The organism is Nostoc sp., from assembly GCF_036916735.1.
Classification (GTDB): Bacteria; Cyanobacteriota; Cyanobacteriia; order Cyanobacteriales; family Nostocaceae; genus Nostoc.
This window is the reverse complement of sequence record NZ_JBALFV010000081.1, coordinates 25962-38380: the sequence shown is the minus strand read 5'-3', so window position 1 is coordinate 38380 and position 12419 is coordinate 25962. Positions and strand designations below refer to the sequence as shown.

Annotated in this window: 10 protein-coding genes and 1 pseudogene; 9 read left to right on the top strand and 2 right to left on the bottom strand. The window is 40.3% G+C overall.

From position 1 onward, the window contains the following. Positions 1–154: 154 nt before the first annotated feature. Both V7L20_RS18455 and V7L20_RS18450 read left to right on the top strand, forming a co-directional pair. Positions 155–451 carry a type II toxin-antitoxin system death-on-curing family toxin gene (locus V7L20_RS18455; protein ID WP_334745479.1) on the top strand — a complete coding sequence of 99 codons (297 nt, stop codon included), beginning with the start codon at positions 155–157 and terminating at the stop codon, positions 449–451. Between the two features lie 220 nt (positions 452–671). After that, the gene (locus V7L20_RS18450) at positions 672–1724 is read left to right on the top strand and encodes a M28 family peptidase (RefSeq protein WP_334745478.1); all 1053 of its coding nucleotides are present in this window, start codon (positions 672–674) and stop codon (positions 1722–1724) included. Between the two features lie 91 nt (positions 1725–1815). On the opposite strand, the gene V7L20_RS18445 is transcribed toward V7L20_RS18450, so the two are convergent. Further along, entirely contained in the window at positions 1816–2271 is a 456-nt protein-coding gene (locus V7L20_RS18445; protein ID WP_334745477.1) for a hypothetical protein, read from the bottom strand. Positions 2272–3064: 793 nt separating this feature from the next. Here V7L20_RS18445 and V7L20_RS18440 point away from each other — a divergent pair. Together V7L20_RS18440 and V7L20_RS18435 are read left to right on the top strand one after the other, a co-directional pair. Then, on the top strand, positions 3065–4738 hold the full coding sequence (locus tag V7L20_RS18440) for an alpha/beta hydrolase (RefSeq protein WP_334745476.1): 1674 nt from the start codon (positions 3065–3067) through the stop codon (positions 4736–4738). A 721-nt stretch (positions 4739–5459) separates the two neighbouring features. Next, complete coding sequence (locus tag V7L20_RS18435) at positions 5460–6128, top strand: DUF6875 domain-containing protein (protein WP_334745475.1); 669 nt, start codon at positions 5460–5462, stop codon at positions 6126–6128. 105 nt (positions 6129–6233) lie between these two features. On the opposite strand, the gene V7L20_RS18430 is transcribed toward V7L20_RS18435, so the two are convergent. Beyond that, a complete protein-coding gene (locus V7L20_RS18430) occupies positions 6234–6755 on the bottom strand; it encodes a helix-turn-helix domain-containing protein (protein WP_334745474.1) in 522 nt (173 codons plus the stop codon). Positions 6756–7194: 439 nt separating this feature from the next. On the opposite strand from V7L20_RS18430, the gene V7L20_RS18425 reads away from it, so the two are divergent. The 5 genes and pseudogenes from V7L20_RS18425 to V7L20_RS18405 all read left to right on the top strand — a co-directional run bounded on the left by V7L20_RS18425 (position 7195) and on the right by V7L20_RS18405 (position 12355). After that, positions 7195–7488, top strand: coding sequence for an SH3 domain-containing protein (locus V7L20_RS18425; protein WP_334745473.1), 294 nt, complete (start codon positions 7195–7197; stop codon positions 7486–7488). 284 nt (positions 7489–7772) lie between these two features. Next, positions 7773–7954: pseudogene (locus V7L20_RS32775) on the top strand (cysteine peptidase family C39 domain-containing protein); the annotation flags it as partial. Positions 7955–8145: 191 nt separating this feature from the next. Next, positions 8146–8553: a beta/gamma crystallin-related protein gene (locus V7L20_RS18415; RefSeq protein WP_334745471.1), complete on the top strand. Its 408-nt coding sequence runs from the start codon at positions 8146–8148 to the stop codon at positions 8551–8553. Between the two features lie 196 nt (positions 8554–8749). Then, positions 8750–10966, top strand: a complete 2217-nt coding sequence (locus V7L20_RS18410; protein ID WP_334745470.1) for a peptidase domain-containing ABC transporter — start codon at positions 8750–8752, stop codon at positions 10964–10966. 6 nt (positions 10967–10972) lie between these two features. After that, on the top strand, positions 10973–12355 hold the full coding sequence (locus V7L20_RS18405) for an HlyD family secretion protein (RefSeq protein WP_334745469.1): 1383 nt from the start codon (positions 10973–10975) through the stop codon (positions 12353–12355). Positions 12356–12419: the final 64 nt, after the last annotated feature.

Genomic DNA, 12419 nt, shown 5'->3' with positions numbered 1-12419 from the left:
TAAAATTTAGACGTAGTAAGAATGGGGTACTTTTCGTTGTGAAACATTCTCGTAATCCTCAAACGACATCTGAGAAGTCTGAATTTGAAAAGGCTATGGAAGCTTATCAAAAAGTAAGCAGTAAGTATAGAAATGCACTTCGTGAACTAGCTCAGTGAATGATATTTTTTGGTTAAGTGAGGCAGTCATTAAAGCTATGCACGAAGAACAACTAGCAGAACACGGCGGACTTCCAGGTATAAGAGATAGAAATCTGCTTTTAGCTAGTTTAGATAGACCGAAAAATTTATTTGCTTATGGCGAACCTACACCAACTGTTTTTGAGTTAGCCGCAGCTTATGCTTTTGCATTTGCGAAAAATCATGCATTTATAGATGGTAACAAAAGGGTAGCTTTCGTTTCGATGGCTACCTTTCTTATATTGAATTGCCAGAAAAAGAAGTTGTATTAATGATAAAAAGACTTTCAACTGATCAAGAGACTCAAGACTTGATAGCAGATTGGATTCAAGAAAATTGTATTAAAATAGCCAATTAAGCTGATTGTAAAGTAACTTTGCAGGTTTATCTAAGAATTTAGGAAACCAAAATATTAAACCTTCCTAGCAATCCTGGAAAGTTATACCAGGGGATTTGCGCTACCCTAAGTCAGGAAGCCAAGGATAAGATCACATGAGAAAATGGATTTGGCTGATGCTGTTGCTGCTGATGGCAGTTGCAGTAGTGGGTAGCAGAGGTAGCACGTTTTTTGAACAGCGTACGTCGCCAGCAATTGTTGAGCGCATTCCAGTGGAAACACCCCAACCACAAGCAAAGTTAAAAGAAATTAACGGTGCACCGCAAGTGTCTACTAATAAGCTGTTAACTCATATCCAAAAGTTGAATTTTCAGCGCTACACAACAACAGAGCGATCGCTTACTCGCACTTATATCACAACTGAACTCACAAAATTAGGCTGGAAGTTCAAATTGGAAAAGTTCTCTGAGGGTGTGAATATTTTTGCCGAACGTGTAGGAACTAACAAAGCAGCTAAAGCAATTCTCGTGGGAGCGCATTACGATACTGTTGCTTTATCGCCTGGTGCTGATGATAACGCTAGTGGTGTAGCTGTGGTGCTGGAAGTAGCTCGGTTGCTTGGTTCCCGTTCTACGCCACGGACGTTACAGCTAGCTTTTTTTGACAAAGAGGAAGCAGGACTTTTGGGTAGTCAGGCTTTTGTTAGCAAGACAGCACGCTTACAAAACTTAAGCGGAGCGATCATTATGGATATGGTAGGTTATGCATGTTACACTCCTGGGTGTCAAAAATACCCTGCTGGATTGCCTGTTACTGCAATTAGCGACAAGGGCGACTTTTTGGCAGTAGTTGGTGATACAGAACATTTGCCTTTGCTCAGTGCCTTTCAAAACCCACAGATGCTTTCTTCAAGCGCTCTGAATAAACAAAAATCAATGCCATCAGTCCTAACACTACCAATTCCTTTAAAAGGTTTACTGACACCAGACACCCTACGCAGCGACCATGCACCTTTTTGGTATCAGGGTGTGGGTGCTGTGCTGGTGACAGATACCGCAAATTTACGTACTCCCCACTATCATAAACCTAGTGATGTTCCAGCGACTATCGAGCGATCGTTTTTCACGGGAGCAGCACAGATTGTGGTCAATGCTACTACTGCCTTGTTAGAAAAAAACGAAGTTTTGGAAACTCAACCAGCAAGCTGAGTCAATAATTCGTAATTCTTAATGACGCTCGTTCCTCTCTACGAGACGCACTCGCGTTCGCTAACGTAATTCATAATTAAAAAAGAAATGACTAATTACGTGTAGCAATACTAGCTTTTGGTTCAGGCAAAGTCAATGTCCAATTGTTTTTATCATTGATTTGAAAGTACAAACCTTGGAGAATCAGCCGCAAAGCCGTTCGAGTTCTAATGAAATTCCTCACCAGATAAGTTCCTGGTTCAGCAAAGATATCATTATAGTTTTTTATTTGACCAAATTGTTTTGAACAGTAACTGCCAGCACCTTTTACTGTTAAGACAAAAAATGGAGCTTTTTTGTATTTATCAGGAATCATAAAAATCCCATATACATGGTGACGACCACGCCACGGCTGAACTATAACCTTAGTAGCATGTACTTGGAACTTTGTAGTTTTTGCAGCAAGAAAAGCCTCGGAATTACAATCAGAATTATTCACAGGCCACCACAGTATAATAATACTCAGGGAGAGTAGCAAAATAAAAATATAGCGGAGTCTGCGATGCATAAAGCCAAGAAAAATTGTTGATGTGGCTGGTAGAATTTGATGGGTAATGATAAGCTAATAAAGCAGTAAGACTATCCCTCGGCAACACCTCTGCAACACGTTCTAAAGGGCAAAAACAGAACATTAAGCGAGCGTTTAAACTTTTGCTGTCAAAAAAATTGCAGTCAAGATATCAGCGCATAAAAAGTTCAGATTGTAGATGCGATCGCTTATCCTGTTTTAGACCTTCTTTACAGTATTAAACCTAGCTGAGAAGCAATCAGCCTTTTGTGACTGTCAACACTGATTTATCCTCAATTTTTTTAACTGTAATGAATTCTACAATTCGTTGCTTTGATTATGTTTTTGATGTAATTCCCTTCGCATCTGCTAATGCTTTGAGTAAATCAGCGCAACACCGATAGCAAACGCGAGTGCGTCTCTAAGAGTTGGCTTTACGCTGCGCTATCGAGCGTCATAGCCCAATACGGTTCAAGTTAAGCTTTTTCTCCCCCTGCCTCCCCTGCTCCCCCTGCCTGCCTTAATAGATAAATTTCCTTAACTAAACCCTATTGCGTCATAGCTCGTTATGGACATCGCTATTAAGTTAAGGCAACTCCAAAAAATAAATTATCCAATTTCTGGACTTCACTACGACTTTCCCTCCCCCTGCCCTTTGCCTCTAAAACGATGGGATATTTTTTTATTTGGAGTCTTTAAGGCAACAATCTGCTTTTATTTCTAGATAATTATTGGGGTAGCCAAATACACAAATATCCGTTATATTCCCCTAAGTAACACTTGGTATATATTTATGAGAAGAAGTTGGGTAAGTCTTAAGACAATTGCGGGCTTCTTTGGCGCGATTGCTCTTACACAGTTCGGAGCAAATACTCAAGCCATTGCGGCTGACACTGTTGTTGTGCGTCTGGGTTTATTTACAAAAACCATCTCCCTTGCTGAGTTGCAAAAAGCTGCAAAAACTAGGGAATTGTCTGGGAGTTTACAGCCTTTTGCTAAAAGATTATCTGAACAACAACGCCACTTCTTTTTAGGGGCGCTAAACATGAAGATACCGATGAATGTTGTCACCGTTAATAGGTTAGTTAATACCCAGATTGGTACAACTATTCTCAGTGACTTTGCTACAGCCTTAGCCCGAAAAGACAAAGCTGGGGTGCAAGCACTTAGAGCAGGATTGATATTAGGTTCTACTGCACCGCAAGGTCTTTCTATACTGAGTTTTATCGCGGCTTATCCCAGTAAACGTTTAGAAATTGATTTACCAAAGGCTTTTATAGTTGCAAAAAGTTTGAATACAACTTTTTGGCGCACCCAACAATTTATGCTAGCGTTGACGCGTAGCGGCTTGTTATCAGACATTGCTCCCCAACTCGACCCCAAAACACCGCAGATTGCCTTCCCTTTTGATCCCAGCCAACCAGGAACCGCTCAAGTAAAAATACTCAACTTAAGCTTGAATGACCAAAAGCGCGATCGTAAAATTCCAGTTGATGTTTACTGGTCAACTGCTGCAACTCCCGACAAACCCTTGATTGTCCTTTCTCACGGTTTTACCTCAGTCCGCACAGACTTGTATTACCTGGCAGAACATTTAGCATCCCACGGTTTTATAGTAGCAGCTTTAGAACATCCCGGTAGTAACCAGGCAAATACTAACTCAGCATTACAAGGCAAAACCAGTCTTATGAAGCCTCAAGAGTTTTTGGATCGCCCTCAAGATATTAGTTTTGTCCTCGACGAATTAGAAAAGCTCAACCAAACAGCTAATCATCCACTACAAGGGAAACTTGCAACCAATAACGCGATGGTGATTGGCCATTCTTTTGGTGGTGGTACAGCTTTAGAAATTGCTGGAGCAGAGTTACAACTCGAAAAACTCAAACAACGCTGTAAAAAGAACTTGACTATTTTCAGTGAGGGAGAAGTTATGCAGTGCATTGCTCAAAAGCTACCAGAAAATACCTATCAATTACGGGATACTAGAATAAAACAGGCGATCGCTCTCAATCCTACAACTTCTCTGATTTTTGGCGAAACAGGATTAACTAAGGTGCAAGTTCCTACCCTAGTGTTAGCAAGTTCCGCAGATAAAACCACCCCAGCTTTAACTGAACAGATTGCGGGATTTGACAAAATCCCATCCCCCAAATGGCTCGTTGGTATAGTTGGCGCTACTCATCTGAGTGTAAAAGACCCCAAAACCACATTAGATCAGATAGGAAAACCAAATACACCACTTAGTGGTGGTGAAGTTGTGGGTGAACAAGCAGCAGATGTTCGCAAGTACGTTAAAGCTATAGTTTTAGCGTTTGCTTTCCAGATGACTCCAGAAGCTAAAAACTACGCTATTTTTCTGACATCAGATTATGCCCAATTTGCTTCGACTAAAGCGTTTCCATTTCGCTTAATTACGCAGATTCCTCCTAATGCTATGGCAGTGGTTAAAGAATTTGTTAATAAATAAGCGATATACAGCTTGTAAAAGTAGGCTTAATTTTTAATATCTAGCCAGATTAAATTCTAGTAACTTGAGCTAGATTAAATTGCCATAACTTGATATTAAATGTATAGATACTGTAAAATCTACACTAAATTTTTACAGTAAAAATAACTATTTACACATAAACTTTATAATATATTTATTAAAAATAATAGAAGCTTAAGGTGTAAAAAACTATGAGTATTTGCTAGATAATACAGATGTATTCTACTTAAAATTCCAAAATTGAAGGAGGCAGCTATGCTAAAGGGAATTAGAAGGGATTCAGACCCCCTCTGATTGAAAACCACTAAATCGTAAATTTAGTGGGGTCTTTAACTCAGTTTAGGCAAGGCACAAAACCATAGCTGAAAACTTTTTTCTGCCTTCTGTCTTGCCCCAAGGACACATAAATGAAAACAACTAGCTTGATGCGAAATATGTTAGAGCATTTTTATCCGCTAAACCCACAGATCAACGCAAAATAGAAAGTTCAAGACTTGTTTTATTTCTTTAGATAATCAGTAAGTAGTTTCAGACATATAGGACTCCTGTCTGATTTATGAACAGGATTTTATCTGAAATCTTGGGAAAACAGGCTTTTTAGCCTCAGTATGTTTTCAAAAATCAAATTGGAGTTTTATATCATTTTGTCAAAGTAATTTTGGATTCAGAGTTAGACAATTACCCTATTTAATTTAAGCTCATGGAACTTTATACACCTCTTGAAATCAAACAACTCGAGCAAAATGAAGACCTTCCTTACTTGATTGAAGTTATGGATTGGGTAAAAAATTTTTTAGGAAGACCTCATCCTAACTTAGGAAGACCCGGTGTAGTTTGCCCTTTTGTACCTCACTCTCTCAAGTCAAACAGTATTCGTCTGGCAGTTATCCATACAAAAAACTTGTATCCAGAACAATTAGAAGAAATTGTTGGGCGCTACCGAGATATCTTTCTTGAGATGGAAGTTAAAGAGGGTGAATTAGCAATAAATAGAGCTTTTTTACTAATATTTCCTGACATTCATATAGAAGATGCTCCTAAGTTAGTAGATAGTGTTCAACAAAAACTTAAACCTTTGTTTGTTGAGTCAGGACTGATGATAGGAGAATTTCATAAACGTAATGAAAGTCCTGGTTTGCACAACCCAAATTTTCGTCCACTTCGTAGCCCTATCCCCTTGTTGGCTATCCGGTTTATGGTTGAAGCTGACCTCCCCTTTCTTAACAGTCCGGCTGATCCATACTTACGTATTCGATATTTGGAAGCTTATTTAAAGTGTTTTGGTCATAAATTTACAGATGAAACAAAGTTTAGAAATGCTCAACAAGCATTAGCTTTAGCAAAAGAACAAACAGTTATTTTCAGGTAAATATATTACTCTGTAGGGACATAGTAATGTTCATACGTGTCAACTTAAGCTAACCACCCTGCCCTTCCTTTGTAGGGAAGGGCAGGTGGTTTGATACGAAAAATTTTACTTTTTCAAAGAGTACTGTCTTTTAATAAGAGCTGCACCTAAATCTTTTTGATGTAAGGTTTCTTGCTTAGTTGTATTACCTTTTGAACGGGTGGAAAGCCCCATCTCCTTGAGCAAACGATTAATGTGACAACTGCTAACCTTAATTTCCAATTCTTTTGCCAAATACTTGCTTAACCATTCTGCTGTCCAGTTTTCAAATGAATAGCCAACAAGGCGCGGACTATGGTTTACCAATTCTTTCAAGCGAGTGAGGTATTGCTCATTCACAGTTTTAGGCCGTCCCATTAAGCGATCGCTCCATTTTTGAGCCTGTCCTGTTTGGGCGATCGTAATCCAGTAGCGTGCAGTCTCTTGAGAACATCCCAAAGCTTCACAAATTTGAGCCTGAGATTCACCTGCATCGCAAAGCAGCATAATTTCAATGCGACGGCGGTATTCTGGACGTAAATCGGTTTCTAAGCTTTTCAGTAAGTATCTGCGCTGAAAGGGTGTTAAACAAAGACCTGGATTTTCCATAACGATTCCTCTTGGTAGAACTTGCACTCTTTGGAAGTTCGTTTAGCTTCTTTGCGAACCTCTGCTTACTTCTCGAATCAAAAGTCTATGAATTCCACAACTCGTTACAAAAATTCATAATTATCAAGTGGATTAGCATCAGTACAGCTTTTTAAGCCTTGGTATAGTGAAAATCAGAAAGGATAGAGATATAGCCTCCGTTTTAAATCCCATGATTTGGAATAGTCAAAAGACGTTATAAAAGTTTAGTTTGGAAGATAATAAATTCAATTTTTTTTAATATAAATAAATTTAATAATAAAAACATAAATCATTGATTTATGTATAAAAAGTTAGTTTTTAACCCTTGATTTTCTAAATGAAATCTCAGAATATTTAAATTGAGTTAGACAATACATCACTAATTCCACATCAACATGAATCTTAAATAAAGGAGAAAATGATGGAAACACTCAACTATCTTCATGATGAATCCCTAATTGTTGAATTGAAACCTGAAGAAGCAGAAACTATGCAGGGAGGGGTCGGGCTTTCCCGGTACACGACTAAGGGTGTCTCTAGTTACTTAAACATTCGTTCTGGACCGGGCACCAACTACAAAGTTGTTGGTCGCTGGTATCCCGGTCAAATAAACTACTTACAAGTACCAGCTATTGTGAAGAATGGATTTCGTAAATTCGCTTTTGATGTGAATCAGTGGGTATCGACGAAGTACATTAAATTTGTTGGGTAATAAGCTCAAAAATTCTTAAAACCTGCTTGTGATAAACTTTTTAGTAATTTCTGACTAAAATCATTGAAACCCATCTATATAAGTCTTTCAGCGATTTTAGTCACTATTTCTCGACAACTCTATTAAGCCGGTATAGGCAGACATTCAAAAATCCAAGTTAAAAGCTGAACAGTAGCTCTAATCTGAGCAAACAATACACATAATACCTGTAGGAGCGTAGAACGATCACTCCTACATGGAATTTTTTATGCTCAAAAACAAAATAAGATAGGTCTTTAAGAAAAATGCCCTACCAAAGTGTACTTCAACACAGTGAAGAAGACGTGGTGCTGCCTGCCTTGCGACTGTTGCCGAACACTACGGACGCACCTTTGCCATTAGTCGAATGCGGGAAGCAGTTGGTACAGGTTCGCCGGGAACCAGCCTAGTGGGTTTGAGGCGGGGTGCAGAAACTCTAGGATTTAATATGCAGACAAAAATACCTTTAATTTTGAATTTTTCAATTCAAACAATGAGAACATAACTCCTTTATTTATGTGTAAAAATTCAATTTAAACCTATTGAGTTTATTGATTAAATATCAGAATATTTAAATTGAGTTAGATAATGCATCACTAATTCCACATCAACATCAATCTGAAATGAAGGAAAGTGACAATGTTAAACATCAAAGAATATTTAAAACAAATTGATGCAACTCTTCCCGTCATAGAACTTGACGATAAAGTTGCTGCTAACTGTAGTGGTGGAGAAGGATATACTGGAAGTAATAACCCAGATGTAGTTTTATTTGTAGATGGAGGGTTCAAGGGCGATAGTTTAAAAGTCAACGCAAAAAATAATGATGGTCTTAGAAACCTTTCTAAATATAGGAGGAATTTGGGCTTCAACAATTTCAACGATGAGATATCATCTTTTATAATTTATAAAGGTAAGTGGAATTTCTACGCAGATCCAGGCTATAACGGTCTATACAACTCAAAGCCTCTAGGACCAGGCGAATACTCCTCTCTTCCTAAAGGTTTTTACAACGACTCATTAACTTCACTCAAACGTGTAGGATAGGTTTAGCTTTCCTTAGACTGTTATAAGGTTTTCCTTAGAAACATAAGCTGCCTCAGATTCTAAATTTTCTGAGGCATTATTAACAGTATCCTGGTTTAATTTATCAGTTACCTAATATTAATAATTGAGATAGTAATTGCTAATATTGACTGATAACTATTTACTGTTTACTGCTACTTACTTTAATCATTGAACAATGAAATACCACAGCATATTACAACACAGCGAAGAAGACTGTGGTGCTGCCTGCCTTGCGACTGTTGCCAAACACTACGGACGCACCTTTGCGATTAGTCGAATGCGGGAAGTAGTTGGTACAGGTTCGCGGGGAACCAGTCTGCTGGGTTTGAGGCGGGGTGCAGAAACTCTAGGATTTAATACACGTCAAGTCAAAGCCTCAGAGCAACTGATTGACCAATTGCATAAAGCCCCTCTACCCGCCATCATTCACTGGAAAGGCTACCACTGGGTCGTTTTATACGGGCAAAAGGGGAAAAAATATATAATTGCTGACCCTGGTGTAGGTATCCGTTACCTTACCCGCGAGGAGTTGCTCGAAGGGTGGGGTAATGGCATTATGCTGCTGCTAACGCCAGACGACAGCCGCTTTTATCAGCAATCAGATGATAAAATTGGCGGCTTTGGGCGTTATCTGATGCGGGTTTTACCCTATCGCGCTATTCTGATTCAAGCGATCGCAATTAACATTGTCATCGGGCTGCTTTCCCTTGTCTCTCCCTTGATGATGCAATTACTTACTGATGATGTGTTAGTGCGGGGAGATACCCAACTGCTAACCGTCGTGGCAATTGGATCAATCGCTATGAATCTATTTAGCAGTGCGATCGGTTTGGTACAGTCTCACTTAATTGGTCACTTTGGTCAACGACTGCAATTAGGACTGATTCTAGAATACGGGCGACAACTGTTGCGTTTGCCCCTTTCGTACTTTGAAGGACGGCGCAGTGGGGAAGTAGTCAGCCGGATTGCCGATGTGAATCACATCAATGAGCTAGTTTCCCAAATTGTTCTCGGTTTACCCAGCCAATTTTTTATCGCCTTGGTTTCCTTGGGCTTCATGCTCTTTTACAGTTGGGGGCTGACTTTGGCTTCCTTGGCTGCCTTTATGATTGTCACCCTCGTCAATCTGCTTTTTCTCCCGGCTTTGCGCCAGAAAACCCGCAACGCGATCGTCTTGGGTACAGAAAACCAAGGCTTTCTCGTTGAAACTTTTCGCGGTGTCCAAGTATTAAAAACGACCCAAGCCACTCCCCAAGCTTGGCAAGAGTATCAGGCAAATTATGGTCGGCTTGCTAACTTGGGCTGGAGTACGATGAAGCTGGGGCTTTACAGTGGCACAATCACTAATATTTTTTCTACTTGCACTAATATTGCCTTACTGTGGTTAGGATCGTATCTGGTGATTAATCGCACTTTAAGCATCGGTCAGTTGCTAGCGTTTAGTGGTATGAGTGGCAACTTTCTCGGCTTTTTGAGTTCAGTTATCGGCTTAGTTGATGAGTTTATTACTGCCCAGATTGTTATCCAACGCCTGACGGAGGTGATTGATGCTACCCCAGAAGACGACAAAGACCAGAAAAAGCCTTGGGCAGAACTGAAGGGCAATATAGATATTACTTGCACTAACCTTAATTTCCACCACGCAGGTAGAGTTGACTTGCTGCAAGATTTTTCGCTGATTATCCCTGGTGGTCAAGTTATTGGGCTGATTGGTAAATCCGGTTGTGGTAAAAGCACCCTCGCCAAACTGCTTGCTGGTTTATATTTCCTTCAATCTGGCAATATCCGCTATGGTATCTATAATCAGCAAGACCTCTCGATGGAATGTCTGCGGCAACAGGTGGTGCTAGTACCTCAAGAACCTCACTTCTGGAGTCGCTCAATTATTGAAAACTTCCGTTTCAGCTATCCTCAAATCACGTTTGAACAAATTGTGCAAGCTTGCGAGATTGCTGGTGCAGATGAGTTTATTAGTAAACTGCCCGATAAATATCAAACTGTTTTAGGCGAATTTGGCGCAAATCTTTCTGGTGGACAACGACAGAGATTAGCGATTGCTAGAGCTATAATTACTCACCCGCCAATATTAATTTTAGATGAATCCACTGGCGCTCTCGACCCAGTAAGTGAAGCCAAACTGCTAGATAAGTTGTTATCCCATCGGCTGGGCAAAACCACAATTATGATTAGCCATCGCCCCAAAGTCATCGGGCGGGCTGATTGGATTGTACTGCTGGAATCAGGACGTTTGAAAATCCAAGGCACTCCAGAGGCTCTGCGCCATCAAAGAGGTGAACACTTAGACTTTTTAGACGGCGTTGACCCATTTACAAATGGTTTAGTGCCATTATCCTCTAATTCTAACGGTAAATTCAGCGCAATCAGTAAATAAAACAGTATGATTAGCCATTCCAACTCAGACTACTTGCCCCCAATTCAAGACAACGAGTTTCTCCCACCACTTGGTCGTTGGACTACTTGGGGCGGACTAGTTCTTGTCTGTGCTGTAGGGTTAGGCGTTCCACTCGCCTTTGTTACCAAATATAAAGTGACAGTTAAAGGACAAGCTGTTGTCCGCCCTGCTGGTGAATTGCGGCTCGTTCAAGCTGCTACTGAAGGTCAGGTGACGCAGGTTTTTGTTGCAGAGAATCAAGTTGTCAAAAAAGGGGATGTGATTGCTACTATTGACAACTCGAAGCTGCAAACCAAAAAGAGCCAACTGCAAAATAACATTGGGCAAAGTCGTTTGCAACTGTTTCAAATTAATGCCCAGATTAATGCTATTAATAGCCAGGTTTTAGCTGAAACTGAGCGGGTCAACCGGGTTATTGCTGGCGCTGAAGCTGAATTAAGCGATCGCAGCCGGAACTATCAAGATAAAGTTATTACTACTGCTACAGATGTTGAAGAAGCGGATGCCAATGTCAAAGCCGCAGATGCTGGTCTGAAAGCTGCCCAGTCAAAGCGAAATCGCTATGAGACTGTAGCCAAAGCCGGAGCCTTGTCTCAAGATCAATTTGAAGAAGCACAACTAGCTGTTCGCCAGCAATCACAAGCTCTCCAGGCAGCTAAAGCCAAATTGCAAAATGTCCAAACTGCTCTTAATCCTAGTAATGCACAAGTAGCGATCGCTTATAATCACATTGCCCAAGAAAAAGCTACGGGTCAAGCTAACATTGCTACTTTAGATAAAGAACGTCTTGCTTTAATCCAGCAACGAATTGAAATCCAAAAACAGCTAGAGAGTGACACCCGCGAACTCCAACAGGTAAATATTGACCTCAGCCAGACTAGAATTATTGCCACAGCAGACGGAATTATTTCTAAATTAAACCTGCGAAACTCCGGTCAAACAGTGCCTGCTGGACAGGAGATTGCCCAAATTGTTCCTAGTGATGCCCCTTTAGAGATTAAGGCAGCAGTAGCACTTCACGATAAAAATAAGTTGAAGCAAGGTCAAAAGGTACAAATGCGGGTTTCTGCTTGTCCTTATCCAGATTATGGTACTCTCAAAGGCAAGGTTAAGACGATTTCCCCCGATGCAATCGCACCTCAAGGCAATGCTGCTAATGCCACCGACACTACATCTGCTAACCAAAAGATGGCAGCCGTTGGTACGTTCTATGGGGTCACAATTGAGCCAGAAAGCCTTTCTCTAGGTAGAGACAAACACTTATGTGCGCTGCAATTGGGAATGGAAGGTACAGTCGATATTATTTCTAGAGAAGAGACTGTGATGCAATTCTTTTTGAGGAAGGCAAGGCTGATTGCAGACTTGTGAGCGATCGCATTGTAACTATTCGTAATTATTTCTCACAATCCTACCGGAGGTTTTCTATCTATCC

Excerpts from the sequence above, each read along its gene's own strand:
- V7L20_RS18435 (WP_334745475.1), top strand. The coding sequence starts at position 5,460 with ATGGAACTTTATACACCTCTTGAAATCAAACAACTCGAGCAAAATGAA.
- V7L20_RS18415 (WP_334745471.1), top strand. The coding sequence starts at position 8,146 with ATGTTAAACATCAAAGAATATTTAAAACAAATTGATGCAACTCTTCCC.
- V7L20_RS18430 (WP_334745474.1), bottom strand. The coding sequence starts at position 6,755 with ATGGAAAATCCAGGTCTTTGTTTAACACCCTTTCAGCGCAGATACTTA.
- V7L20_RS18410 (WP_334745470.1), top strand. The coding sequence starts at position 8,750 with ATGAAATACCACAGCATATTACAACACAGCGAAGAAGACTGTGGTGCT.
- V7L20_RS18445 (WP_334745477.1), bottom strand. The coding sequence starts at position 2,271 with ATGCATCGCAGACTCCGCTATATTTTTATTTTGCTACTCTCCCTGAGT.
- V7L20_RS18405 (WP_334745469.1), top strand. The coding sequence starts at position 10,973 with ATGATTAGCCATTCCAACTCAGACTACTTGCCCCCAATTCAAGACAAC.
- V7L20_RS18440 (WP_334745476.1), top strand. The coding sequence starts at position 3,065 with ATGAGAAGAAGTTGGGTAAGTCTTAAGACAATTGCGGGCTTCTTTGGC.
- V7L20_RS18425 (WP_334745473.1), top strand. The coding sequence starts at position 7,195 with ATGATGGAAACACTCAACTATCTTCATGATGAATCCCTAATTGTTGAA.
- V7L20_RS18450 (WP_334745478.1), top strand. The coding sequence starts at position 672 with ATGAGAAAATGGATTTGGCTGATGCTGTTGCTGCTGATGGCAGTTGCA.